The following is a 25,887-nucleotide window of genomic DNA, read 5'->3' as shown; positions in this document are numbered from 1 at the left end:
CGCCCCGGGGCGCCGCTGCCATGATTTTTAGGAGAAGTCCGTGAGTCGATTCCAAGTTCGTAAAGTCGCCGTGCTCGGCGCTGGCGTGATGGGTGCGCAGATCGCTGCGCATCTGGTCAACGTCAAGGTGCCCGTCGTTTTGTTCGACCTGCCGGCCAAGGAAGGCCCGAAGAACGGCATCGTGTCCAAGGCCATCGACGGCCTGAAGAAGCTCAAGCCCGCGCCCCTGGGCGATGCGGCCGACGCCGTGCTGATTCAGCAAGCCAACTACGAAGAGCATCTGGAATTGCTCAAGGACTGCGACCTCATCATCGAGGCCATTGCCGAGCGCATGGACTGGAAGCTCGATCTCTACAAGAAGATCGCGCCCTTCGTTTCGCCGAACGCCATCGTGGCTTCCAACACCTCGGGCCTGAGCATCACCAAGCTCGCCGAAGTGCTGCCCGAAGAAATCAAGCCGCGCTTCTGCGGCATCCACTTCTTCAACCCACCGCGCTATATGTACCTGGTGGAGTTGATCAACACGCCCACCACCCGTCCGGAAGTGATCGACCAGCTGGAAAGCTTCGTCACCACCGCCGTCGGCAAGGGTGTTGTGCGCGCCAATGACACGCCCAACTTCGTGGCCAACCGCGTCGGCATCGCCGGCATGATGGCCGCCATGATCGAAGCCGAGAAGTTCGGCCTGAGCGTGGACCTGGTGGACGACCTGACCGGCAAGAAGCTCGGCCGCGCCTCCAGCGGCACCTTCCGCACCGCTGACGTGGTTGGCCTGGACACCATGGCCCACGTCGTCAAGACCATGCAGGACAACCTGAAGGATGACCCCTTCTTCTCGACCTACGCCACGCCCAAGGTGCTGGCAGGCCTGATCGAGAAGGGCGCCCTGGGCCAGAAGGCTGGCGGCGGCTTCTACAAAAAGGTCGGCAAAGACATCCAGCGGCTGGACTTCGCCACCGGCGAATACGTGGCCGGCGGCAAGAAGGCCGACGAGATCGTCGCCCGCATGTTGAAGAAGCCCGCGGCTGACCGCATCAAGCTGCTGCGCGAGTCCACCAACCCGCAAGCCCAGTTCCTGTGGTCCATCCTGCGCGACAGCTTCCACTACGTTGCCGTGCATCTGGACACCGTGGCCGACACCGCGCGCGAAATCGACTTCGCCATGCGCTGGGGCTTCGGCTCCAGCCAAGGTCCCTTCGAGCTGTGGCAACAAGCCGGCTGGAAGCAAGTGGCCGAGTGGGTGCGTGAAGACATCGCTGCCGGCAAGACCCTGTCCAGCGCAGCACTGCCCGCCTGGGTGTTTGAAGGCCCGGTGGCCGACAACGGCGGCGTGCACAGCGCAGCCGGCTCTTGGAGCGCTGCCGAAGGCAAGTTCAAGCCGCGCGCCCAGCTGCCCGTCTACCAGCGTCAGGCTTTCCCTGAAGCGCTGTTCGGCGAAGGCGCTGCTGAGCCACTGAAGGCCGGCACCGAGCTGTTCAAGAACGAAGAAGTGCGCGTCTGGACGCAGGACAACGAAGTTGTCATCGCCTCCATCACCGCCAAGCTGCACCTGATCAGCCCGACCGTCACTGACGGCCTGCTCAAGGCAGTCGAAATCGCTGAAGCCGGCTACAAGGGCCTGGTGATCTGGTCGCCGGACGAGGTGTTCTCGGCCGGCGCCAATCTGGAAGCCCTGATGCCCGTCTTCATGACCAAGGGCGCCAAGGGCATTGCCCCGGAAGAGAAGAAGCTGCAGGACATGATGCTGCGCCTGCGCTACGCCAATGTGCCGGTGGTGGCCGCCATGCGTGGCCTGGCCCTGGGCGGTGGTGCCGAGCTGGCCGTGCATTGCGCTCGCCGTGTCGCGCACATGGAAAGCTATGTCGGCTTGGTGGAAGTGGGCGTCGGCCTGATCCCCGGCGGTGGTGGCCTGACCTATATCGCCCGCCGTGCTGCCGAAATGGCTGCTGCTGGCAATGCCAACGCCGACATCTTCATGTTCTTGAAGGATGGCTTCACCACTGCGGCCATGGCCAAGGTGGCGACTTCGGCCCTGGAAGCCAAGAAGAACGGCTTCTTGCTGGACAGCGACATCATCGTCCCGAACAAGGACGAGCTGCTGTTCGTGGCCTCGGCCCAAGCCAAAGCCATGTTCGACTCCGGCTACCGCGCGCCGCTCAAGGCCAAGTTCGCTGTGGCCGGCCGTTCGGGCATCGCCACCATCAAGGGTCAGCTGGTCAATATGCGTGACGGCGGCTTCATCAGCGCCCACGACTATCACCTGGCCAGCCTGATCGCCGACGTGGTCTGCGGCGGTGAAGTGGAAGCCGGTTCCCTGGTCGACGAGGAATACCTGATGAGCTTGGAGCGCAAGCATTTCTGTTCGCTGCTGGAGCATCCGAAGACGCAGGAACGAATCATGGGCATGCTCCAAACCGGCAAGCCAGTCAGGAACTGATGGAGCTACTGCGCGAACGCCTGGCTTCGTTGGGCGGTGCTCGGAATCCTCACGACCAGGGAGGTCGTTCCGGTTCCTGCGCTCCGTCCGCCTCGCCAGCCGTCCGCTCGCTACGCTCCCTCAATCCCTGACCCGGCCTTGTGGCCGCGGTACTGAATACGAAATTTACTGGTCATGAAAGGATCAGGATCATGAGCAAACAAGTTCAAGAAGCCTATATCTGCGCCGCCACCCGTCTGCCAATCGGCAAGTCGGGCCGTGGTTACTACAAGAACACCCGTCCGGACGAAATGCTGTCGCGCGCCATTCAGGCCGCGCTGGCCCAGGTGCCAGGTCTTGACCCCAAGGCCATTGAAGACGCCATCGTCGGCTGCTCCTTCCCTGAAGGCGAGCAGGGCATGAACATCGCCCGCGTGGCGGCTGTGCTGTCCGGCCTGCCCAACACGGTGGGCGGCGTGACGGTGAACCGTTACTGCGCCTCGGGCATCACCGCGCTGCAAATGGCGGCTGACCGCATCCGCATCGGCGAAGCCGAGGTGATGATTGCCGCTGGCGTCGAGTCCATGAGCATGGTGCCGATGGGCGGCAACAAGCCTTCCTTCTCGCCCGCCATCTTTGAGCGTGACGAGAACGTCGGCATCGCCTACGGCATGGGCCTGACGGCCGAGAAGGTCGCCAACCAGTGGAAGATCAGCCGCGAAGCGCAAGACGAGTTCGCCGTCGAGTCGCATCGCCGTGCGCTGGCTGCCATCGCTGCCGGCCACTTCAAGGCCGAGATGACGCCTTTCGAAGTGATCGAGCGCCTGCCCAATCTGCTGGACGGTTCGGTCAGCGAGCGTCGCCGCATTGTTGACATCGACGAAGGCCCACGTGCCGACACCTCGATGGAAGGCCTGGCCCGTCTGAAGCCGGTGTTCGCCGCCAAGGGCAGCGTCACCGCCGGTAACAGCTCGCAGACTTCGGACGGCTCCGGCGCCCTGATCGTGGCTTCTGAAGCCGCCGTCAAGCGCTTCGGCCTGACCCCGCTGGCCCGTTTCGTGAGCTTCGCCGTGCGTGGCGTGCCGCCTGAGATCATGGGCATCGGCCCGATCGAAGCCATCCCCGCCGCCCTGAAGCTGGCTGGCATCACCGCCGCCGATCTGGACTGGGTCGAGCTGAACGAAGCCTTTGCCGCGCAATCCCTGGCCGTCTTGAACGACCTGGACAGCAAGGGCATCGTGCTGGACCGCAGCAAGGTCAACCCCAACGGCGGCGCGATCGCCCTGGGTCACCCCCTGGGTGCGACCGGTGCCATCCGCGCCGCGTCCGTCATCCACGGCCTGCGCCGCACCGGCGGCAAGTACGGCATGGTGACCATGTGCGTGGGCGCCGGCCAGGGCGCTGCCGGCATCATCGAGCGGCTCTGATCCGCTGACTGAAGGCGCGGCTCCGGCCGCGCTTTTTTTTCACTGCCTTTCGCCAAATCGCCAGTCCGCTGCATCCTCCACACCCAAGGGCCGCCATGAGCATTCACTTTTCTGCCCGCGACGGATTCCCCCTGGTGGGCAAATGCTTTGGCGACCCGGCCACGGCCAAGGCCGGCCTGGTGATTGCCCCCGCCATGGGGGTGGAGCAGCATTTCTACGCGGACTTTGCGCACTGGATGGCCGAGCAAGGTTATCTGGTGCTGAGCTTTGACTACCGCGGCATGGGGCATTCACGCCCGCAAGCCATGCGGCGCTCGCTGCGCGGCCTGCAGGCCGACATCAAAACCTGGGCCGAGCAAGACGCCGCCGGCGCGCTGGACGAGTTATGCCGCCGCCTGGGTGGCCCGGCCGACACCCGCCCGATTCATTGGATCGGCCACAGCCTGGGCGGGCAGATCCTCGGTCTGCTGCCCAATCGCGACAAGCTTGCTCGCGTGATCACTGTGGGCAGCGGCAATGGTTACTGGCTGGACAATGCGCCGAGCTTGCGCCGTTCGGTCTGGTTCCTGTGGTATTTCCTGGTGCCCCTGTGTTTGCCGCTGTTTGGCTATTTCCCTGGGCGGCGCCTGGGCATGGTGGGCGATCTGCCGCAAGGGGTGATGGCGCAGTGGCGCCGTTGGTGCCTCAGCAAGGATTACATGATGGTCGAGGGTGGCGACGCGCTACGCGCCCAGTACGGCACGCTGCAGCAGCCCATGCTGTCGCTCTCATTCACCGACGACGAATTCATGTCGGCGCGCAGCATCGCCACTTTGCATGAATTTTTCACCGGCACCCAGGCCGAGATGTGGCGCATCGATCCGGCCGAGCTGGGCGAGCCCCGCATTGGCCATTTCGGCTTTTTCCGCAAGCGTTTTCAATTCAGTCTGTGGCATCGGATGCAGCAATGGCTGGCATCATGATCACCACCCAATTTGAGGAGTTTTTGCCATGAGCATCAAGACCGCCATCGTGAATGGCGTAGCCAGCATCGAAATTGCTCGCCCCGAAAAGAAGAACGCGCTGACTCGCGCCATGTATCAAGAGATGGCCGACACCCTGGTCGCCGTCAATAGCGACAAGACCGTGCGCGCGGTGCTGATCCAGGGTCAGCCCAATATCTTCACCTCGGGCAATGACATCGAGGACTTCATGAGCAGCCCGCCGCGCGATGAAGAAGCACCGGTGTTCCAGTTCATGCGCGCCCTGGTGGGCTGCGAGAAGCCGGTGATCGCCGCCGTTAACGGTGCCGCCATCGGCATCGGCACGACGCTGCTGCTGCATTGCGACCTGGTCTATGTGGCCGACGACGCTCGCCTGGCCATGCCTTTCGTGGGCCTGGGCTTGGTGCCGGAGTTTGCCTCCAGCTTGATCGTGCCGCGCCTGCTGGGCCATGCCAAGGCGGCGGAAAAGCTGCTGCTCGGCGACCCCTTCACCGGCGCCGATGCGGCTGAGTGCGGCATTGCCAATGCGGTGCTGCCGGCTGCTGAAGTGGCTAACCACGCACGCCGCGTGGCCGAGCGCTTCAACACCCTGGCTCCCAGCGCCGTGCGCGAGAGCAAGCGCTTGATGCGCCGCCACAGCGCCGAGCAGGTGCAAGAGACCATCAAGGTGGAGGCCGAAATCTTCGGCGCGCGCCTTCGCTCGCCCGAGGCGATGGAAGCCTTCCAGGCCTTCTTCCAAAAGCGCGCACCGGACTTTTCTAAGTTCGACTGAGCTTGCTTGAGCAGTTCAGGCAGCTGCGGCTGCTCTGGCTGCCCTGGCCATACACGCCCGCGCTTGGCGCTCAGATCACATTGAGCTCAAGCAGCGGGCGTTTTGCCGCCATCCGCGTGGGTGAGAGCGGCGACAGATCCAGGCTTTGATAGGCGCCCTGGCTGATCCACTCGGCCAGGCCGCGGCCCACGCCCGGCGCATGCTGCAGGCCATGGCCCGAAAAGCCGCAGGCCAGCAGCAAGTTCGGGCAGGCCTCCAGCGCGCCGACCAGGCCGTTGTGGTCAAAGTCATTCATCTCGTAGTAGCCGGCCCAGGCGCGGGTCTGCCGCAGCGACTCAAAGCCCGGCACACGTTGGGCCAGGGCGGGCCAGAGCCGCTCTTCGAAGAGTTGCGCCTCCGGGTCCAGGGGCAAATCGGCTAAGTCTTCACCCAAGGGTGGGCCGCCGCAGATGAATTGCTCACCCTCGGGGCGAAACCACAGCCCGCTCGGGTCGATCACCAGCGGGCAGGCGGGTGCTGTTTCAGCGCTGCGAAAAGCGTACACGCTGCGCCGCTTGGCGCTCACCGGTACCTGCAAATCGGCCGTGGCCGCCAGTTGGCCGGACCAGGCGCCGCAGGCCAGCACATAAACATCGGCCTGTTGCAGGCCCTGATTCGTCAGCACGCCGCAGAGGGCGCCACTGGCGTCGCGCTGCAGGCTCAGTGCCTCGGCCTGCAAATAGCTAACGCCTTGTTGCATGGCCTGGCGGCGCAGGCCTTGCAGCAGGCCCCAGCCATCAAACCAGCCTTCGCCCTCGCGGCCCCAGCTGCCCAGGGCAATATCTTCGGTGGCCAGCCAGGGCCAGCGCTGGCGCAGTTGGGCGGGCCCCATCAACTCGGTGGCGGCGCCATGGCGGGTTTGCAGTTGGTGCAGCGCTTCCATGCGGCCGCGGCCGGCTTCGCTGGCCAGGTAGAGATAGCCCTGTTCTTGCAAGCCCGCTTCGGGCTGCTGGCGCAGCTGCTGCAGGCCGAACTGGGAGAGGGCGATGTTCAGCGGCGTGCTGAACTGCTGGCGGATCGAGGCCGCCGACAAGGCCGATGAGGCGCGGGCATAGCTGGGGTCGCGCTCCAGCACCGTGATGTGTTGGCCCTGCCAGCCGGGCATGCCGGCCAGAAAGGCCGCCACCGCGCTGCCGATGGCGCCACCACCCAGAATCAGAACGCGTTGCTGTGGCATTGGGGTGGTGTGGGGCTTGTTGGGTGCGCTTTACTTCACTTCAATCACGCGTGGCTTACCCTGGCTGTCAATCGCCACATAGGTCAGATTGGCCTCGGTGACCTTGACCACTTGCGGGTCAGCGGGGTTGCGCTCGGCCATCACATCCACATGCACGGTGATGGAGGTGCGCCCGATGCGGGTGACCTGGGCGTAGAAGGACAGCAGATCCCCCACCGAGACAGGCTGCTTGAAAATGAACTGATTCACCGCCACGGTGGTGACGCGGCCGCGCGAGACCTTGGCGGGCAGCACCGAGCCGGCCAAGTCCACCTGGGCCATGATCCAGCCGCCGAAGATGTCGCCATTGGCATTGGAGTCAGCGGGCAAGGGCATCACGCGCAGCACCAGCTCGCGCGGCATGTCGGCGAGGGGGGCGGCAGGCGCGCTGGTTTCGGGATTTGGCGTGTGGGCGTCGGACATCGTGGTCACCTGAGAGAATCGAGGCCTATTCTCGGTGAATACGCCACCCTCAGTCCGAGACACTCCAAAGCGTCCATGCGAAAAAGTCCAGCTCTTGCCTTGCCCGTTGACACTGCTAACGGCAAGCCTCACAGCCCTCAGCCCGAACGCAGCGACTGGGCCACCGTCCAAAAGCTCTTGCCCTATTTGTGGCGCTACCGCTGGCGCGTCGGCATTGCGCTGGGCTTCATGCTCTGCGCCAAGCTGGCCAATGTGGGCGTGCCGCTTTTGCTCAAGAATCTGGTGGACAGCCTGGCCATCAAGCCCGGCTCGGTGCAGAGCATGGCCGTGGTGCCGCTAGGGCTTTTGGTGGCCTATGGTGCGCTGCGCTTGTCGACCTCGCTGTTCACCGAGCTGCGTGAGCTGATCTTCGCCAAGGCCACCGAGGGCACGGCGCGCTCGATCTCCTTGCAGGTGTTCCGCCATCTGCACGACCTGAGCCTGCGCTTCCATCTGGAGCGCCAGACCGGCGGCATGACCCGCGATATCGAGCGCGGCACGCGGGCGGTGCATTCGCTGATCTCGTATTCGCTCTACAGCATCGTCCCGACCCTGATCGAGGTGAGCCTGGTGCTGGGCCTGCTGGCGATCAAATTCGACGCCTGGTTTGCCTGGATCACCCTGGCCGCCTTGGTGCTCTATATCGGCTTCACCATCACCGTCACTGAGTGGCGCACCAAGTTCCGCAAGCAGCTCAATGAGCTGGATTCGGTGGCGCATAGCAAGGCGATTGATTCGCTGCTGAACTTTGAAACCGTCAAGTACTTCAATAACGAGGACTTCGAAGCCCGCCGTTACGACGAAAGCCTGGAGAAGCTGCGCCGCGCTCAGCTCAAGGCGCAGTCCACGCTGTCGCTGCTCAATACCGGCCAGCAACTCATCATCGCCAGCGCCTTGGTGTTGATGCTGTGGCGAGCCACCGAGGGTGTGGTGGCGGGGCGCATGAGCTTGGGCGACCTGGTGATGGTCAATGCCTTCATGATTCAGCTCTACATCCCGCTCAACTTCCTGGGCGTGATCTACCGTGAGATCAAACAAAGCCTGACCGATCTGGACAAGATGTTTGGCCTGCTGGAGCGCGAGCGCGAGATTGCCGATGTGCCCGGCGCCAAGACCTTGCAGCTGCAGGGCGCGGCGGTGAGCTTCGAGCATGTCAGCTTTGCCTACGACCCGGCGCGGCCCATCCTTCACGATGTGAGCTTTGAGATTCCGGCCGGCAAGAAGGTGGCGGTGGTCGGGCCCAGCGGCTCGGGCAAGAGCACCTTGGCGCGCTTGCTCTTCCGCTTTTATGACATTGACGCTGGCGCCATTCGCATCGACGGCCAGGAGCTGCGTAGCGTCACCCAGTCCAGCTTGCGCCGCGCCATCGGCATCGTGCCGCAGGACACGGTGCTGTTCAACGACACGGTGGCCTACAACATCGCCTACGGCCAACCCGGTGCTTCGCAAGCGCAGGTAGAGGCAGCGGCCCGTGCCGCGCATATTCACAACTTCATTGCCGCCACACCCAAGGGCTATGACACCATGGTGGGTGAGCGTGGGCTCAAGCTTTCGGGCGGCGAAAAGCAGCGCGTGGCAATTGCCCGCACCTTGCTGAAAAACCCGCCGTTGATGATTTTTGACGAAGCCACCTCGGCGCTGGATTCCAGCAATGAGCGTGCCATTCAGGCCGAGCTGGACGCCGCCGGTCAGAACAAGACCGTGCTGGTCATCGCCCACCGCCTGTCCACCGTGGTGGATGCGCATGAGATTTTGGTCTTGGAAGCGGGTCGCATCGTTGAGCGCGGCCACCACGACGCCTTGCTGGCGCAGCAGGGCGTTTATGCCCGGATGTGGCGGATGCAGCAGAGCGGCGGTGACGGTGAGGTGGCGCCGGCTTGAGCCCAGCCCTGAGGCTGGGGTGATTTGAATTAGTTGAATGAAAAAGGCCGCTGCACGGCATCCCGTGCAGCGGCCTTTTCTTGTGCAGTGCGGTGCGGGCTTGGCCTTACTTGACTTGCTTCTTGCGGCCCATCGCCAGGGCGCCCAGCGCGGCCAGGCTCAAGGCCACGCCGCCGGGTTCCGGGATGGTGCCGCCGCCGTTGGCGCCGAGGCGGAAGTCATCCAGCCAGAAAGCCGTATTGGTGCCCGAAATCCGTACCGATTTGGCGGTGCCAGAGAAGTTCACCGTGGCTGTGCGCCATTCGCAAACAAAGTCGGCGAGCGGTGCGCCCGTTGCGGGGTCCTTGCAGCCGCCTGTGCTGATCAGGCTTTGGGCTTCGCCCAATTGCTGGCCCGCGCCACCCAGCTCGTCAAAGACGCTGACCGAACCCACGCCTGAGCTGGTGGCGAACAGCATCGAGAACGACTCACCGAAACCGGCACCGACGTTGAACACCAAGCTGGTCTTGCCACTTTGATCGGCATCACCTGACATGAACACCGCGCCCTGTGTGCCCGAGCCGTATTTGGCCGGATCGCGGAAGAAGTTGCCCAAGCCGGTGCCGCCATTGGGCGAGCCCGGCCAGGCGCTGGTCACGCTCAAGGCGCCGGTGACAAATTGCAGATCGGCGCTGTAGGGGTTGACCTGGGTGGCTAGGTTGTTGACCGCGTTGGGCACCGCTTCAAAGTCGACGAAGACGGGCGCGGCTTGCGCGGGCGAGGTGAGGGCGGCGATTGCGCCAAATACGCCAAATGCGCTGAAAGCGCCGGCCAGCAAATGTCTTGATGTCAGCATGAGCGAGCTCCCGAATGCCGGTGAGTTGGAGGGTGACCTTGTGGTTGACTGTATACAGGCAAGTCGTGAAAAAGTTCACCTCAAGCCCCTGCAATTGAGGGGGAGTGCGGCGCATCTTCTGGTAAACGAGGAGGGGGCGAGGGCGCGGTGAGGGTGCATGAAGGCGACCGAAAGAGCCGATCCGGTATTCGCTCGGGCGATCAGTCGGCGCTTGCCGCGCGGCTACACTCCCCGGAGTGGAAACCAAATGGTTTGAAGATTTTGTGAGCTTGGCCGAGACGCGCAGCTTTTCGCGCTCGGCGCAGCTGAGGCATGTCACGCAGCCGGCCTTCTCGCGCCGCATTCAGGCGCTGGAAGCCTGGGCGGGCACGGACCTGGTGGACCGCTCCTCCTACCCGACCCGCTTGACAGGCGCAGGCGAGACCTTGCTGGCCCAGGCGGTGGAGATCCTCGGCAATCTGCAAGCCACGCGCAATATGATGCGCAGCCATCAGTCCTCCGACGTGGACATGATCGAGTTCGCCGTCCCGCACTCGCTGGCTTTTAGCTTTTTCCCGCATTGGTTGATGGGCTTGCGCCAGCGTTTCGGCGCGCTCAAGTGCCGGCTGAACGCGCTCAATGTGCATGACGCGATGCTGCAGCTGAGCGAAGGCAATTGCGATCTGCTGATCGTCTATCACCACGCCAGCCAGCCTTTGCAGCTGGACCCCGAGCGCTACGAGATGGCTTCCCTGGGGCAGGAGACCCTGGCGGCCTATGCCAAGGCCGACGCCAAGGGCCGGCCGATGTTTCAGCTGCCTCGCCAAACCAAGGGTAAGCTGGCAAGCAGCAACGGCCACGCCGGCCCGAAGTTTCCATTTCTTAGCTACGCCTCGGGTGCCTATCTGGGGCGCTTGGTGGAGCTGATCGCCAAGGGCTCTGCCGTGCCCTTGAATCTCGATGCCATTTACGAAACCGATATGGCCGAAGGCCTCAAAGCGATGGCTTTGGAGGGCCACGGCCTGACCTTCTTGCCCGCCAGCTCGGTGCAGCAGGAATTGCGCAACGGCCGTCTGGTGCAGGCTTCGGCCGCGGGCGAATTTGAACTGACGATGGAGTTGCGCATCTATCGCGAGCGCCCCGAGCTGTCCCGGCGCAACAAGGCCTCTGCACTGGCGCTGTGGCAATTCCTGACCGCGGCTTGATGGCGGCGTCGGGTCCAAATTCGTGTAATCACTTATTCGAACCTGCCCTTGGGCATGTTCTGCTTCGGGTTGTGCCGCTAACCACTAGCGCAACCTATCTTTGCGGTTCACCGCGACTTCAAACTCAGGAGTGTTCATGAACAAAAAATCTCTGCTCGTCCTTGCCCTGGCTGCCGCTGCAATCGGTGCCGCGCAAGCCGATACGCTGAAGAAGATCAAGGATAGCGGCACGGTCACGATGGGCGTGCGCGAGTCTTCCGGCGCGCTGTCGTACACCCTGGGTGATGGCAAGTACGTGGGCTACCACGTTGAGATCTGCCAGAAGGTCTTGGCCGATGTGCAAAAGCAATTGGGCCTGGCCAAGCTGGACGTCAAGTATCAGCCGGTCACCTCGCAAAACCGTATTCCGCTGGTGCAAAACGGCACCGTCGACATCGAGTGCGGCTCCACCACCAATAACGCCACCCGCCAGAAGGATGTGTCCTTCGCCGTGACCACCTTCGTGGAAGAAGTGCGCATGGTCGTGAAGGCCAACTCCGGCATCACCGCCGTGAACCAATTGGCCGGCCGCACGGTGGCCACCACCACCGGCACGACCTCGGTGCAGACCCTGCGCAAGCATGAGCGCGCGACCGGCGTGGACTTCAAGGAAGTCTTCGGCAAGGATCACGCTGACAGCTTCCTGCTGCTGGAATCCGGCCGCGCCGATGCCTTCGTGATGGACGGCTCGCTGCTGGCTGGCCTGGTGTCGCGTTCCAAGAACCCGGCCGACTACAAGATCGTTGGCGACGTGTTCTCGGTCGAACCGATCGGCATCATGTTCCGCAAGGACGACCCCGCCTTCAAGAAGGCCGTGGACGACAGCATCAAGGCCATGATCAAGTCTGGCGATGTGGCCAAGCTGTATGACAAGTGGTTGCTGCAGCCGATCCCGCCCTCGAACACCAAGGTGGGCCTGCCGATGAGCGATAACCTCAAGGCTGCGCTGGCTAATCCGAACGACAAGCCGGCCGAAGACTACGCCAAGAAGTAAGCGGATCGATCCAGCGCTTTGTGCTTGTGAAGGCCGCTGCAACGCGGCCTTTGTTTTTTGAATGGGACTGACGAGAATCAGTTGCAGCAAGGCTGATTGCCAGGCACCGAGCGCCCGCGATGATCGGGTCTCGGATGCAAGCTGCGGCAGGTCTGCGTGAGTTTTGTGGATTGGAGGTAGGCCGTGGCGACATGGGATTGGCAGGTGTTCTGCAAGAACACCATCGACGGGGAGGTGATACCGAGTTGCTTTGGCAGCGGCGGTGACATCACCTATTTGAACTGGCTGATGTCGGCCTGGGGTTGGACGCTGAGCGTCTCGGCCCTGGCCCTGGTGGTGGCCTTGGCCGTCGGTTCGCTGATGGGCATCTTGCGCACCACGCCGAACAAGTGGTTAGTGTTCATTGGCGACGCCTGGACAGAGACCTTCCGCAACATCCCGCTGCTGGTGCAGATCTTCCTCTGGTACCACGTCTTGCCCGCGCTGATCCCGCCGCTGCGCCAGGTGCCCAGCTTCATCCTGGTGGTGCTGGCCCTGGGCTTCTTCACCTCGGCACGGATTGCCGAGCAGGTGCGCGCCGGCATTCAAAGCCTGCCCAAGGGCCAGCGCTATGCCGGCCTGGCCATGGGCTTGACCCTGCCGCAAACCTACCGCTATGTCTTGCTGCCGGTGGCGTTTCGCATCGTCATTCCGCCGCTGACCAGCGAGAGCATGAACATCATCAAGAACTCATCGGTGGCCTTTGCCGTGAGCATTGCCGAACTGACCATGTATGCCTTGCAAGTGTCGGAAGAGACCTCCCGCGGTATCGAGATCTATCTGGCAGTGACCGGCCTGTATTTCATCTCCGCCTTCTTCGTCAATCGCCTGGCTTTGTTCATTGAACACCGCGTCCAAGTGCCTGGCATGTTGGGGGCCGGACGATGAATCTCGATTTCGCATTCCTCAACTGGGGCGTCGTCTCCAGCTTCATCCTCAAGGGCCTGATCTTCAGCATTCAGCTGACCGTGATCGCCACTTTGGGCGGCATTGTGCTGGGCACCTTGCTGGCGCTGATGCGCTTGTCGGGCAAGAAGTGGCTGGTCTGGCCGGCTGCCTTCTACGTCAACACCTTGCGCTCCATCCCTCTGGTGATGGTGATTCTGTGGTTCTTCCTGCTGATCCCACTGCTGGTTGGCCGGCCCATGGGCGCGGAGATGTCGGCCATGATCACCTTCACGGTGTTTGAGGCGGCTTACTTCTCCGAGATCATGCGCGCCGGTATTCAGTCGGTGCCGCGCGGTCAGGTCAGTGCGGGTTATGCCGTGGGCATGACCTATAGCCAGACCATGCAGACCGTGGTGCTGCCGCAGGCCTTCCGCAATATGTTGCCGGTGCTGATGGCGCAAACCATCATCTTGTTCCAGGACACCTCGCTGGTCTACGCCATTGGCGCTTACGACTTGCTCAAGGGCTTCGAGGTGGCCGGCAAGAACTTCAATCGCCCGGTGGAAACCTATCTGGTTGCGGCCGTTGTCTACTTTGTGATCTGTTTCAGCCTGTCGATGCTGGTGCGTCGCCTGCAGAAGAAGATCGCCATCATCCGCTGAAGAGAACATTGCCATGATTCAAATCAAGAACATCTCCAAGTGGTACGGCCCCTTCCAGGTGCTGACCGATTGCTCCACCAAGATCGAAAAAGGTGAGGTGGTGGTGGTTTGCGGCCCCTCGGGCTCGGGCAAGTCCACGCTGATCAAGACCGTCAATGCGCTGGAGCCCTTTCAAAAGGGCGACATCGTGGTGGACGGCATCTCGCTGGCCGACCCCAAGACCAATTTGCCTCGCCTGCGTTCGCGCGTGGGCATGGTGTTCCAACATTTCGAGCTGTTCCCGCATCTCAGCGTGACCGAGAACTTGACGCTGGCGCAGATCAAGGTGCTGGGCCGCACGCCGGAAGACGCCAAGGTGCGTGGACTGAAGATGCTGGACCGTGTCGGCCTGTCGGCACACAAGGACAAGTTCCCCGGCCAGCTCTCCGGCGGCCAGCAGCAGCGCGTGGCGATTGCCCGCGCGCTCAGCATGGACCCGATCGTGATGCTGTTCGACGAGCCGACTTCGGCGCTCGACCCCGAAATGGTGGGTGAGGTGCTGGACGTGATGGTCAATTTGGCCCAAGAAGGCATGACCATGATGTGCGTGACGCACGAAATGGGCTTTGCCAAAAAGGTCAGCAGCCGCGTCATCTTCATGGACGCCGGCAAGATCATCGAGGATTGCAAGCGCGAAGAGTTCTTCGGCAACCCGGACGCCCGCTCGCCGCGCGCCAAGGACTTCCTCAACAAGATCCTGCAGCACTGAACTCAGTTCCGGCCACCCGCGCCGGGACCGCTGTGTGGCTTGACGGCGCCGCCCGCTTGCGGCGCCTGTCGCGGTGACACAGGCCGCACTTGTAGCAATTTGTGTGCTTTGTAAGCAGGTGTTTCAGGTTTGGCGTCGCTGTGCGCCTGTCGAGCAAATTGGCGCGAATGTGAGCGCAAATGTTCGCTGAGTGAGCGCTCCGGCCATATCGGTCGCCGGAGTGGACTTTTAGACTTCCGCCTCCCCCCCCTATTTGAGGGGTCTGGCGTGCCGATGTTGAAGAAGGCGGTCAGGCCTTGTCGATTTGTTGACCTGACCGAGAACACTTTTTCATGCATTTGCTGCCCTCGCGTGCGCCTGTTCCCCTGGCCCCTCTTGCCCCCCTGTCCCTTGCGCTGACGCTGGCCCTTGGTCTGAGCTTGTCTGGCTGCGGCGGCAGTGCCGACCCCAACCCAGGTTTTACGGTTGCCCCCGAGCCAGCGCCGGCGCCCGCACCTGCTCCTGGGCCGGACAACTGGGTCGAAACACTTCCGCCCCAGCTTGAGCCCACGATACCCGCGCCAACACCGGCGCCCAACCCAGTAATTCCGGATGGTTCCGCGCCGGTGACGGGACCGGCGCCTGCGCCCGCGCCTGGGATTCCGACAAGCCCGGCGGAGCCGGATGCGCCCGCCCCTGGGCCGGCACCGGCACCTGCACCTGCACCCGCACCTGCACCTGCACCTGGGCCCGCACCGGCGCCGGCACCAGCACCTGTGCCTGCGCCTGCGCCTGTGCCTGCGCCTGCGCCTGCGCCTGCGCCCGCACCGGCTCCCTCGCCTGCACCAGCTCCCGCACCAGCTCCCGCTCCCGCGCCTGCACCCGCACCCGCACCCGCACCCGCACCCATCGACCCGATCGAACGGGCTTTGGTCACCGGCGATGCCACACCCTTGAATGCAGTCCATCAAGCCACCTTGTTGGATCGCGCGGTGGGCCTGGCTTCGGCTTTGTCCAATAGCCAGATGCCCGCGGTGCGTGCCATCTTGGGGGACGATGCGGCCAGCTTGGTCTTGAATCACAGCACCAATAGCACCACCGTCAATGTCGCCAAGAGCAGTCTTGCTGCGCCCTTGCTGAGTGCGGATAGTGGCGCAGGCATGGCGGCAATCTCCATGATCGGCGCCGGCCGCGGCCTGGCCTATGGGGCCAATGTGCTGGCCTGGATGGCCGGCACCAGCGCTCAGCAGCAGCACTTGCCCATCTTCCGCCGCGCGATGAATTGGGTCATCACCGGCGATGCAAACGGGACTCTGCCGGCGCAAGTACGAGTCGGTGTCGGCGGCTATGACGGCAGTACGGTCAAGCAATACCTGACCCGGGTGGGCAGCACGGGCGTCGTGTCCAGCTGCGCGGTGGCCGACCCGGCCAACACTTGCTGGCGCCAGCTCGATCTGATCGTGTTTGGCAACGGCGTTGCCGACAACCCCGCACTCGGCAATCTGGTGCGCAGCTACCAAGAAGCCGGCAAGGCGGTGGTCTTTATGCAGTCCAGCTGGAACGCCTCCAACGGCGCGCAGCGGGTTGTGTCTGGCATGGGCCTCAGCCTGGGCGGCTATCCCGGCAACTACTTTGCCGCAGCCACAGCGGTGTCAATTGGTGCCACGCGAACCATTGCTGATTTGATCGCCAAGGCCGATCAGTTCGGTAGCCTGATCTCGACCCTGCGCATGCTGCCGCGCACTGATTTGAAGATCGACTTTTCGACCGACAGCACGGCACTGCAACCCATCAACACGGTCAGCACCGCCTTGGCCAGCATCCAGGGTGCCGGCACCAACGTTTTTGCTGACCCGGATGCGATGCTGTTCCGTCACCTCGCCTTGTGGGCGGACTTGCAACGCCTGAATGTGCGCTATGGCGCGCCGCTCTCGGCCAAGGGCAACTCAGGGGACTTTTTGCGAGCCTATGCCTCGGATTCCTGGCTGGTCTTCAATCGCAGTGCCACCACCGTGCCGCCCAACGGCGCAGGTGACTACATGCCGCCGCAGGCGCGCGATATTGCGGTCAGCAGCGATTGGGAAACGGTGACCGTGACCATTCCGCAAACCGGCGGCGTGACCTTGATTGGCCGCGCATCCATCCCCGGCAAGCCGGTGCAGGTCGAGGTGCTGGATGCCAAGGGCGCGACCAAACTGTCTTTGCAAACCAGCTATCTGCGTGTCTGGGGCAATCCCCTCACGGATAGCAGCTATGCCCGCCCGCGCCGCCCTAACTCCTTTGCCATTCCCTTGCGTGGCGTGACCGATTTTGTCTCGCCATTTGGCTGCCCCTTGATGTTGTCTTATGGCGGCGCAACACCTGCCACCGTGATCACGCTGCGCATCAAGGGTGCGGCGAAATATGCCCACTTTGACTTCACCAAGAACCCGAGCCAGGCAGAACTCGACGAGGCGGTGGCCGCGCTCAAGAAGGGCGACTTTGGTTGGCAGACGAATAAGTTTGTCGGTGGGGAAATCCAGCAAATCACCAAATATGCCAAGAGCGCCATCGGCAACGGCGACCCGCGCACCTATGTGGTGAACAACCTCAAGGAAGGCTTGTTCGATAGCAATCACTTCGCCAATGGCTATCGCAATATGCCCATGTCGGCCACGGCCACGACGCTGTGCGATGCCTTCGCCTGGGACTGCAGCGGCTCCATTCATAACGCGCCCGGCGTGCAGCACTTCATCGGCTGGATCGCCACCTGTGGCTTCCTGTGTTCCGGCAACCCATCGGATGGCTCCGCCGGCCTGGGCGTGGGCTGGGGTTGGGCGCATGAGTTGGGCCACAGCACGGTGCAGCGCGTGATGCATATGGCGCCCGGCGGTGTCGGCTGCCTGGTTGAGTGCGATAACAACATCTTGGCCAGCGCCACCATGCTGCGCATTTACGAGACCATGGGTATCGACACCGGCCACAACCTGGATCACCCCGGCCTTTACGCCATGGTGCTGGCCACCCGAGGCGCCGGGCTGACGGGTGCGGCCTTGCAAACCGCGATGCAGACGCGTCTGTGGGGCGGCAGTGGCGGGCAGGACCCCATGCGTGCGGTGCACTTCCAGCTGGCCTTCCTCTACGCCAAGGAGCGTTACGGTCTGGCTCAGCCCACCATGCAGACCACGCTGGAGTTCTTCCAGTTGCTCACCAAGGCCGACCGCCTGGTGGCTCGCGCCTGGGATGCCAATAACCGCGGCAAGTACGCCATGGGCCGCTATGCCAACAACACCATCAAGAACGAAGACCTGTTCTATGTGCTGAGCTCCAAGATCATCGGCAAGGACCTGAGCAAGTACTTCGAGATGTACGGCCTGCCCTTGAGCCCCGAGGCCGTCGGCTCGGTGCAAGACTTGAAGCTGCCGGTGGCCTCGCGGGTCTACTACGCCCTGCCGGCGGGCAAGCACAACCGCTTGGTGACCGGGCGCTGGGTGGACATCGAGGCCAGCGTGCCGGCATATCCCACCTTCTGACGGCAGGCAAAGGCCTTCGGTGCGGCCGGCCTGATGGGCCGGTACGCAAGGCCTGATGAGATAATTCGAGCATGAACGAGATCCGCATTACCCGCCCCGACGATTGGCATGTGCACCTGCGCGACGGCGCTGCGCTGGCCGCCGTCTTGCCCGCCACCGCACGTCAATTCGCGCGTGCCATCGTCATGCCGAATCTGCGCCCGCCGATCACCACGGCCGCGCTGGCACAGGCGTACCGCGAGCGCATTCTGGCGGCGTTGCCGGAAGGGGCGAACTTCACGCCCTTGATGACCATGTACCTCACCGACAACACGCCAGTGGAGGAAATCCGCCGGGCGCGTGATGCTGGCGTGGTGGCGCTGAAGCTGTATCCGGCCGGTGCCACCACCAATAGCGATGCGGGCGTGAGCGATATCCGCAAGACCTACCGCACGCTGGAGGCCATGCAGCGCGAAGGCTTGCTCTTGCTGGTGCACGGCGAGGTGACCGACCCGGAGGTGGATGTGTTCGACCGCGAGGCCGTCTTCATCGACCGCGTCATGCGCCCCCTGCGCAATGACTTCCCCGAGTTGAAGGTGGTGTTCGAGCACATCACCACGCTGGAAGCCGCGCAATACGTGACTGAGAGCGACCGCTTCACCGCGGCCACGCTGACGCCCCAGCATTTGCTCTACAACCGCAATGCCATCTTCACCGGTGGCCTGCGCCCGCATTACTACTGCCTGCCGGTGCTCAAGCGCGAGCAACACCGCCTGGCGCTGATTCAAGCCGCCACCTCGGGCAGCAACAAGTTCTTCCTGGGTACCGACAGCGCACCGCACGCCTCGGTGCTGAAAGAGAATTCGGTCTGCGGCGCGGGTTGCTACACCGCCATGTCGGCCTTGGAGTTGTATGCCGAGGCCTTCGAGGCCATGGGCGCGCTGGACAAGCTCGAAGGCTTTGCCAGCTTCCACGGCCCCGATTTCTACGGCCTGCCGCGCAACACCGACACGGTGCTGCTGCGCCAAGAGAAGTGGTCCCTGCCCGAGTCCGTGCCTTTTGGCGAGGCGCTGATCAAGCCCTTGCGCGGCGGCGAATCTCTGGGCTGGAAGTTCATCGGCTGACGCGCGGTGCCTGGCTTGCAGGTGCGCGGCGAGCGGGCACCGGTTAGCGAGCCAGGTGCGAGTTGGGGCCGAGCGGGTGGAGGTGATGAACAGATCATGAAAGGTTTGGATCTGTTCTTTTTGCAGCCGCTCTACCAGCAACTGGCCGATCGGCCGGACTTGCTGCGCAGCTTGGAGCGTGACTGCGGCCTGCGAGTGGTGAACCAGCAAGGCCTTGGCCTGATGCCGACCTCGGCCATGCTGCGCCTGCTGGAGCGCCTGCACGCTGAGGGCGACCCGCACCGGGGCGCTTTGCTGGCGATGCAGGCCGATGCCAGTGTGGCCAGCGGCATGCTGTACTACCTGCGCAGCCATGCGCTGCTGGGGGAGGCCATGACCGAGCTGCTGCGCCTGCGCGCGCGCATCTTGCCCGATGGCCATATGCAGATGGAGGTGCAGGCCCATCATGTCGCCATTCATATGCGGCCTTCTTACCAAAGCCAGAGGCTGGGACGCCAGTTGCGCTACGAGACCGGACTGGTGTGGTTGCATCATGTGTTCACGCAGTGCGCCGGGGGCGAGTTGGCGGCCTTGTCGGTCGATCTGATGAGCCCGCCATCTCCCCAGCCCGGCGTGCTTGATTCCCTTTTGGGTTGCCCGATTCAGTGGGGCAGTGAGGCCTGCGTCATTCGCTACCCGCGCTCGGTGCTGACGCTGCCCTTGCCGGGTTACAGCCCGGGCGTTCTGAACGCCTTGCGACCGCAGGTCGACAGCCTCCTGCCCGGCCCCTCGGCAGCGCAAGAGCGGCCCAGCGAGAAGGTCTCGGCCTGGTTGGCCGCACAGCCCCAGTTGAGCCAGGTGACGCTGGAGCAGGCCGCCCAAGCGATGGCTTGCGGCGCCAGCACCCTGCGGCGCCAGCTGATGAACGAGGGCCAAGGCTTCAATGCCATTTTGCAAGCGCAACGGCGTGCGCGCGCTTTTGCCGCGGTGGCCTTTGGCGAGCAGCCACTGAGCCAGGTGGCGGTGGCGCTGGGCTATTCCGATCGCGCGGGTCTGGAGCGCGCTTTTCAGAACTGGTTCGCACTGCGGCCGGCGCTGCTGCGGGCGGAGTTGACGTCATTGCTGGCGCCGCGCGGCTTGGCGGCGAGCACGGCCTTGCGGCAAAGCGTTTTTGAAGCGCTTGCGTCGACCGCCAATGGCGCGCAGGGCAGCGCCGACACGGTGTCGAGCGCGCAGCGCCGCAGCTGGATGCGCGTGGCACTGGTGCAGGCGATCTTGCAAGCCAGTGAAGCTCCACTCGAAGCGTCGCATGAGTCCATGTGTTCGGCCCTTAGCTTGGGCTGCTTGTGGTTGCAGAGCTTGGCCGACGAGGCGCAGCCTGACCACCAACTGGACTGTGCCCATGCCCTGCAAGCCGCGCGCCTTTTGCTGGCGGCCTGGCAGTGGCCGCCCGACTGCTTGCAGCGCTTGCAGCGCCTGCAGGAGGATGTGCAAGCCGGCCGCGCCGAGCCTTGGGCCGATGCCTTGGTTTGGGCGGATGAACTGCTGAGTGAGCCGTCGACAAGCGCTACGCCTGCCCAACTCAGCCCGGCGGCGCAACGCTGCTTGCAGGCCCTGCGCCAGGCGAATCATGCCTGGACCGCGCCATCGGCCTGGCTTGCCCATTGCGAGGCCTTGCGCCAACAGCCCTTGCATCTGATCGAACGGGTTTGCCCGGTGCTGCGTCTGTTCGACGCCCGCCAGGTGGAGGCAACTCTGCATGCATGAGCATCCCCGCATCCGGGTTGAGCTGCGGCATTTGCAGCCGCTCTACGAGATCCTGGCGCACCGGCCCGACTTGCTGGCCGAGCTGGAGGCGCGCGGCATGTTGCTGCGCGTGCCCGCCAACGATTTGCGCAGCCTGCCGCTGGAGGCGCGGCAGGACATGGCGCTATTCCTGCATGCCCAGGGCGAGCCTCACTACGGCGCCCAGCTTGCGGCGCGGGTGGACCTCAGCGCGGGCGAAGGCTTGCTTTACTTTGCCCGCAGCAGCGAGACCCTGCACGAGATGCTGGCCGAGCTGATTCACCACCAATCGGTCTGGTTGCCGGGGGCGACGCTTCAAGTCAGCGAGGAGGGGCAGACGCTGCGCATCACCCTGACGCCGCTGATGAGCGCGCCGCCATTGGGCTTGTTGACCTATTGGGAGGGCACGCTGACCTGGCTGCGGCGCGCCATCAATTTCTGCCTGGGCCAAACGCCCACGGTGCTGGACGCTTGGGTCATGACGCCGCCCAGCGCGCAAGCCCATGTTCTGGATCAGTTGCTGGGCTGTGCGGTGCAGTTTGGCGCCGACTGTTTCGGCCTGCGCTTGCCGCTTGAATGGTTGAGCAAGCCCTTGCCCGGCAGCCATGCCGCCGTGCGGCAGCGCACGGCCAGATGCTTCGATGTGCTGGGGCGGCGGCAGTTGGATCACGATCCGGTCTGGCGGCGCGTGCTCGATCGCCTCGAGGCCGCAACGCAGGCGGGGGACTTCGGCCTGGAGTCGGTGGCGGCCGAGCTGCGCCTTACGCCCAGCACCCTGCGCCGCCATCTGGCGCAAGAGGGATGCAGCTTCAGTGCCTTGCTGGAGGCGCATCGGCGCCAGCGCGCGTTTGAATTGATGGTGCTGCACGACTGCCCGGTGGAGCTGTCCGCGCAGCAATTGGGCTATTCCGGTCGGGTGGCGATGGGGCGGGCTTTTCGGGGTTGGTTCGCTGGCCCGCCGGCCCGCTTGCGCCGCCATCTGCAAGCGCTGCAAGCCTTGGAGGCCGCGGAGGACTGGGCCTCGCCCCTGCGCCTGCCGGCTTTCGATCTGCCGGCGGCGGGCACTAGTTTTCACCCCCTGGGCGCGCAGCTGCGCGCCGACCCGGTCTTGTGGGCTCATGCGCTCGGGCTGGCGGCACAGGCACGTTTTGGCGCTCAGTCTCTGCAGCCCGATGACGACGCTTTGTTGCAGCAGCTGGGCACCAGCCGCTTGATGGACGCCATCCAGGCTCGGGCTTGGATGCTGGGGCGCCAGCCTGTGGCAGCGCCTTTGCAAGCGCGTTGGCAGCAGTTGCTGGCGCTGGCCCAGGGCCAGCATGACGAGGCGCCGGTGCCCGTCGCCGCCTTCGCGCTGCTGGCTTGGGCCGAACTGGGCGCCTTGCTCTTGCAGCGGGTGATCGGTAGCTCGTATCTCGACTTCAGAAACGCATGGGGGCAGCGCCCCCCGGCCGAGCAATGGGCCGAGGAACGCCGGCGTTATGGTCTGGATCGCCACGATGCCAGCTATTTGCTGCTGGCCGCCTGGGGCCTGCCAACGGCGGTGCTGGAATGGTTGGCCAGCCTGAGTGAGGCGGATCAGGATGGGGCGCAGCTCAGCGGTCAAACGCCCCGGGCCGCTGAGTTCAGTCGCCTGGCCGAGTTGCTCGCGCGGCCGCCAGCGGCGCTAAGCGCGATCAGCAGGGCGCAGGACTGATGCCCCCTTGGCAGCTCGACTGGCAGCAGCCCTGGTTTGCGCCCTTGCGTACCCTCGGCGAGCCGCTGCTGGCGCAGATCAGGCAAGGCGCCTCGGTGGCGCAGGCCTTGAACTCGGCCCTGCAGGCCCAGCCCATCCATCTGCCCGCTGGCGACCTACGCTTTGTGGCGCAGACCGAGCTGCCCGCCGGCATGGGCTTTGAGGCCTTTGTGCACAGCCAGGCCGCCGTGCCCACACGCGACAACTGGCACGACTTCTTCCACGGCCTGATCTGGCTGCAGCAGCCGCAGCTCAAAGCGCGCTTCAATGCATGGCATCTGGAAGCCTTGGTGGCAGACGAGGCCGGCCCCGGGAGACGCGGACCGATGCGCGACGCCCTGACCCTGTTCGACGAGAACGGCCTGATCCTGCAAGCCCCGGCGCCCCTGGCCGAGGCTTTGCGCGAGCGGGACTGGACGGCGCTAGGCGGCAGCCTGCGCCCGCTGTGGCGTCAGGCGCGCTGGCAAGTGGTGGGCCATGCCTTGCTGGAAAAGCTGCTCCAGCCGCGCAAGCCCATTTGTGCCCATGTGCTTTTGGATGCCAGCGTGCTGGAAGACCCGCTGCGCCTACGCCAAAAGCCCTTCTTTGCCTTGCCGGTGCTGGGCATTCCGGGCTGGTGCGCAGCCAACGAGCACCTGGATTTCTACCGCGACCCTGGGGTGTTCCGCCCCTTGCGCTAGCATCCAGGCCACATGCCTCACCGGGAGTTGGTCTTGCACATGCCGTTTTGTTTGCTGGCGCGAGGGTCAGGTCTTGCCGGGCGCGGGCTTTTGCGTCGCGGGCTGAGCCCGTTGATCCTGATTTTGGTGCTGATGCTGGGTCTGCAGGCGCAAGCGCAGCCCAAGCTAGGTGCCTTGCCTGAGCCTGTTCCTGCTGCCGCCGAGCCTGCGGCCAGCGCGCCGGTGTCCGCCAGTGCGCGGCGCCTGTACGAGGGCGCGCGCAGCCAGTTGCTGCAAATCCGCACCTTGCTGAAGAGCCAGGACAGCCAGGCCTCGGTGGGTTCGGGCTTTGTCGTCAGCGAGCAGGGCCATGTGATCACCAACTATCACGTCATCAGCCAGTTCGCCCTGGAGCCCGAGCGCTACCGCCTGCGCTATGCCGGCACCGACGGCATCGGCGGGCAGCTGGAGCTTCTGGACATCGATGTGCGCCGCGACCTGGCGCTGCTGCGCGTCAAGGACTTTGCGCCTCGCGGCGCCGCGCTGCGCTTTCGCCCACAGGAGCAGCCGCTGTCCAAGGGCGACCGCATCTACTCCATGGGCAATCCGCACGATGTGGCTTTTGCCGTGGTCGAGGGCAATTACAACGGCCTGGTGGAGCGCAGTTTCGATGCGCTGATTTACTACTCGGGCAGCATCAACTCGGGCATGAGCGGCGGCCCGGTGCTGGACGAGGCCGGGCGGGTGGTGGGCGTCAATGTCTCGGCCATGTTCTTCGCCCAGCAAATGAGTTTTCTGGTGCCGGGTGAATACGCCCAGGCTTTGCTCGCGCGCAGCCGCGATGCCAAGCCGCTGACGCAGCCCGCCTGGGGCCGGCTGCGCGAGCAGTTGCTGGCTTATCAGGAGGAACTGAGCGCCCGCTTCATTGCCCAGCCCTGGCAGGCGCAAGCGCCGAGTAGCCCGGAGCGCTACCGCCTGCCGGTGCCGCAAGAGTTGTTCATGCGCTGCTGGGGGCGCGGCACCCAGGCGGATGCCAAGGGCCTGGAGTTCCAGCGCTCGCAATGCCGCATGGAGCATGCCCTCTTCATCAATGGCAGCCTGCAGACCGGCTTTCTGTCCATGAGCCATGAGGCTTACGACGGTGCCAAGCTCGGGCCCTGGCGCTTCGCCAAACAATACTCGGCCAGCTTCCGCAATGAGCGCCTGGGCCGCGAGGACAAAGACCGCACCGCGCCGTTTTGCAAAGAGGAGTTCATTGACCGCGAGGGCCTGCCGCTGCGTGCCGTGGTCTGCCTGCGGGCCTATCGCAAGCTGGCCGGCCTGCATGATTTGAGCGTGCTGGTGACCACGGTGGACGCGCCCACCGAAGGCGCGCTGGGCCGCTTCAACGCCGCGGGCGTGAGCTTTGACAATGCGCTGAAGCTCAGCGCCCACTATCTGGAGGGCTTCGCATGGACGCCGAAGAACAGCCGGGCCAAGCCATGACGACGCATCACATCGGCGTGCTGGAACTGCTGGGCCGCGAGGGTCAGGTCTTGCGGGCGCAGCGCGTCTTGCAGTGGCCCATGCGCATCGGCCGCTCGCCGGCGTGCGAGCTGGTGCTCGACGATGCCCATCTGGCCGCCGAACACGCCCAGCTGGACTGGACCGAGGCCGGCCCGCAATTACGCATGCTGCCCAGCCTGAATGGTGGCTGGCAGGGCGAGCGCCGGCTGCATGCCGGCGATGCGATCGACCTGGGGCCGACAAGCCAGTTCCAGCTCGGCGCCAGCCAATTGCGCTGGCGCGGCCTGGACGCCGCGCTGCCGCCCGAGCAGCCGCTGGAAACCCATTTGCATCGCTTGCAAGGCCAGCATCTGCATCTGCGCCCGGGCCTGGCTCCGGTGCTGGGCTTGCTGCTGCTGTGGTTGGCCATGCTGGCGGGTCAGCAGTGGACGCAGCTCAATCCAGGCTCACGCTGGATGGACTACAGCGGCGCCGTGCTGCTGCCCCTGGCGGGCTTGCTGAGCTGGGTGGGTTTTTGCGCGCTGGTGACTCAGCTGTTCCGGCGCAGCTTCCCCTTCGCCGCGCATCTGCGCATTGCCTTGCGCTTGCTGATCCTGCGCATGCTGCTGCTGGGCTTGGTTTTGCCGGCGCTGGCCTATGCCTTGTCCTGGCCGCGGCTGATGGTGCTGGATGATTTGATCGATGCTTTTGGCCTGGCGCTTTTGCTGGGCTGGCATGCCAGCTTGATCTGGCCGCGCCCGCGGGTGTTGCGCCGCATCGCTGTGGCGCTGGTCGGCTTGGCCTGCTTGGGCCTGGGGCTTGACATGGCGCGCCGCCAGGAACAGCAGTATTGGCTGGGCCCGGCCTATTTGAGCGCCTTGCCGCCGCCCGCCCTGCGCCTGGTGGAGCCCAAGCCGGTGAGTGACTTGCTGGATGCCTTGCGGCCCCTGGAGGCCGAACTGGCCCGCCAGGCGGCGAAAGACAATGATCAGGTCGGCGCCAGCGTGGAGTTGGAAGACTAGCGCTGGCCGTCGGGCCAGCAGGGAAGGGGGCGAATTGACCCTGATG

21 protein-coding genes are annotated in these 25,887 nt (G+C 64.3%); 17 read left to right on the top strand and 4 right to left on the bottom strand.

The window, feature by feature from the left end; genetic code table 11:
* Window positions 1–40: 40 nt before the first annotated feature.
* From AT984_RS14700 to AT984_RS14685, 4 genes are all read left to right on the top strand, one after another.
* The gene (locus AT984_RS14700) at window positions 41–2,437 is read left to right on the top strand and encodes a 3-hydroxyacyl-CoA dehydrogenase/enoyl-CoA hydratase family protein (RefSeq protein ID WP_058720736.1); all 2,397 of its coding nucleotides are present in this window, start codon (window positions 41–43) and stop codon (window positions 2,435–2,437) included.
* 191 nt (window positions 2,438–2,628) lie between these two features.
* On the top strand, window positions 2,629–3,843 hold the full coding sequence (locus tag AT984_RS14695) for an acetyl-CoA C-acyltransferase (protein WP_058720735.1): 1,215 nt from the start codon (window positions 2,629–2,631) through the stop codon (window positions 3,841–3,843).
* A 95-nt stretch (window positions 3,844–3,938) separates the two neighbouring features.
* Window positions 3,939–4,805 carry an alpha/beta hydrolase family protein gene (locus tag AT984_RS14690; RefSeq protein ID WP_058720734.1) on the top strand — a complete coding sequence of 289 codons (867 nt, stop codon included), beginning with the start codon at window positions 3,939–3,941 and terminating at the stop codon, window positions 4,803–4,805.
* A 28-nt stretch (window positions 4,806–4,833) separates the two neighbouring features.
* On the top strand, window positions 4,834–5,598 hold the full coding sequence (locus AT984_RS14685; protein ID WP_058720733.1) for an enoyl-CoA hydratase: 765 nt from the start codon (window positions 4,834–4,836) through the stop codon (window positions 5,596–5,598).
* A gap of 70 nt (window positions 5,599–5,668) precedes the next feature.
* Here the strand turns inward: AT984_RS14685 and AT984_RS14680 are convergent, their stop codons facing one another.
* Together AT984_RS14680 and AT984_RS14675 are read right to left on the bottom strand one after the other, a co-directional pair.
* Window positions 5,669–6,814: an NAD(P)/FAD-dependent oxidoreductase gene (locus AT984_RS14680; RefSeq protein ID WP_058720732.1), complete on the bottom strand. Its 1,146-nt coding sequence runs from the start codon at window positions 6,812–6,814 to the stop codon at window positions 5,669–5,671.
* A gap of 30 nt (window positions 6,815–6,844) precedes the next feature.
* Entirely contained in the window at window positions 6,845–7,216 is a 372-nt protein-coding gene (locus tag AT984_RS14675) for an acyl-CoA thioesterase (RefSeq protein WP_231741780.1), read from the bottom strand.
* A 135-nt stretch (window positions 7,217–7,351) separates the two neighbouring features.
* Between AT984_RS14675 and AT984_RS14670 the strand changes: the two genes are divergently transcribed.
* Window positions 7,352–9,196: an ABCB family ABC transporter ATP-binding protein/permease gene (locus tag AT984_RS14670; RefSeq protein WP_058720730.1), complete on the top strand. Its 1,845-nt coding sequence runs from the start codon at window positions 7,352–7,354 to the stop codon at window positions 9,194–9,196.
* A gap of 106 nt (window positions 9,197–9,302) precedes the next feature.
* On the opposite strand, the gene AT984_RS14665 is transcribed toward AT984_RS14670, so the two are convergent.
* Entirely contained in the window at window positions 9,303–10,031 is a 729-nt protein-coding gene (locus tag AT984_RS14665; RefSeq protein WP_156422044.1) for a hypothetical protein, read from the bottom strand.
* A gap of 236 nt (window positions 10,032–10,267) precedes the next feature.
* Between AT984_RS14665 and AT984_RS14660 the strand changes: the two genes are divergently transcribed.
* The 5 genes from AT984_RS14660 (at window position 10,268) to AT984_RS14640 (ending at window position 14,585) form a co-directional block, all read left to right on the top strand.
* Window positions 10,268–11,215 (top strand): LysR substrate-binding domain-containing protein, encoded by a 948-nt coding sequence (locus AT984_RS14660; RefSeq protein ID WP_058720728.1) that lies wholly within the window; start codon window positions 10,268–10,270, stop codon window positions 11,213–11,215.
* A gap of 136 nt (window positions 11,216–11,351) precedes the next feature.
* Window positions 11,352–12,248 (top strand): amino acid ABC transporter substrate-binding protein, encoded by an 897-nt coding sequence (locus AT984_RS14655; protein ID WP_058720727.1) that lies wholly within the window; start codon window positions 11,352–11,354, stop codon window positions 12,246–12,248.
* A gap of 183 nt (window positions 12,249–12,431) precedes the next feature.
* On the top strand, window positions 12,432–13,175 hold the full coding sequence (locus tag AT984_RS14650) for an amino acid ABC transporter permease (protein WP_058720726.1): 744 nt from the start codon (window positions 12,432–12,434) through the stop codon (window positions 13,173–13,175).
* Window positions 13,172–13,837, top strand: coding sequence for an amino acid ABC transporter permease (locus AT984_RS14645; protein WP_058720725.1), 666 nt, complete (start codon window positions 13,172–13,174; stop codon window positions 13,835–13,837). The genes AT984_RS14650 and AT984_RS14645 overlap by 4 nt, the downstream gene beginning before the upstream one ends.
* Before the next feature lie 13 nt (window positions 13,838–13,850).
* Window positions 13,851–14,585, top strand: a complete 735-nt coding sequence (locus tag AT984_RS14640; protein ID WP_058720724.1) for an amino acid ABC transporter ATP-binding protein — start codon at window positions 13,851–13,853, stop codon at window positions 14,583–14,585.
* Window positions 14,586–15,044: 459 nt separating this feature from the next.
* On the opposite strand, the gene AT984_RS23615 is transcribed toward AT984_RS14640, so the two are convergent.
* Window positions 15,045–15,470: a hypothetical protein gene (locus tag AT984_RS23615; RefSeq protein WP_156422043.1), complete on the bottom strand. Its 426-nt coding sequence runs from the start codon at window positions 15,468–15,470 to the stop codon at window positions 15,045–15,047.
* Here AT984_RS23615 and AT984_RS23025 point away from each other — a divergent pair.
* The 7 genes from AT984_RS23025 (at window position 15,359) to AT984_RS14600 (ending at window position 25,841) form a co-directional block, all read left to right on the top strand.
* Window positions 15,359–18,076, top strand: a complete 2,718-nt coding sequence (locus AT984_RS23025) for an ImpA family metalloprotease (RefSeq protein ID WP_261340409.1) — start codon at window positions 15,359–15,361, stop codon at window positions 18,074–18,076. The genes AT984_RS23615 and AT984_RS23025 overlap by 112 nt on opposite strands.
* Window positions 18,077–18,147: 71 nt before the next feature.
* Entirely contained in the window at window positions 18,148–19,179 is a 1,032-nt protein-coding gene (gene pyrC, locus AT984_RS14625) for a dihydroorotase (RefSeq protein WP_058720721.1), read from the top strand.
* 96 nt (window positions 19,180–19,275) lie between these two features.
* Entirely contained in the window at window positions 19,276–20,925 is a 1,650-nt protein-coding gene (locus tag AT984_RS14620) for an AraC family transcriptional regulator (protein ID WP_058720720.1), read from the top strand.
* Window positions 20,918–22,636 carry an AraC family transcriptional regulator gene (locus AT984_RS14615; RefSeq protein ID WP_058720719.1) on the top strand — a complete coding sequence of 573 codons (1,719 nt, stop codon included), beginning with the start codon at window positions 20,918–20,920 and terminating at the stop codon, window positions 22,634–22,636. The genes AT984_RS14620 and AT984_RS14615 overlap by 8 nt, the downstream gene beginning before the upstream one ends.
* Complete coding sequence (locus AT984_RS14610; RefSeq protein ID WP_058720718.1) at window positions 22,636–23,355, top strand: DUF3025 domain-containing protein; 720 nt, start codon at window positions 22,636–22,638, stop codon at window positions 23,353–23,355. The genes AT984_RS14615 and AT984_RS14610 overlap by 1 nt, the downstream gene beginning before the upstream one ends.
* Before the next feature lie 111 nt (window positions 23,356–23,466).
* Window positions 23,467–24,819, top strand: coding sequence for a S1 family peptidase (locus tag AT984_RS14605; RefSeq protein ID WP_231741429.1), 1,353 nt, complete (start codon window positions 23,467–23,469; stop codon window positions 24,817–24,819).
* On the top strand, window positions 24,786–25,841 hold the full coding sequence (locus AT984_RS14600; protein ID WP_058720717.1) for an FHA domain-containing protein: 1,056 nt from the start codon (window positions 24,786–24,788) through the stop codon (window positions 25,839–25,841). Before AT984_RS14605 ends, AT984_RS14600 begins: the two co-directional genes overlap by 34 nt.
* The last annotated feature ends 46 nt before the right edge of the window (window positions 25,842–25,887 follow it).

The organism is Paucibacter sp. KCTC 42545 (genome assembly GCF_001477625.1).
In the GTDB taxonomy this organism is placed as follows: Bacteria; Pseudomonadota; Gammaproteobacteria; order Burkholderiales; family Burkholderiaceae_C; genus Paucibacter_A.
This window is presented reverse-complemented; position numbering and strand designations above follow the sequence as displayed.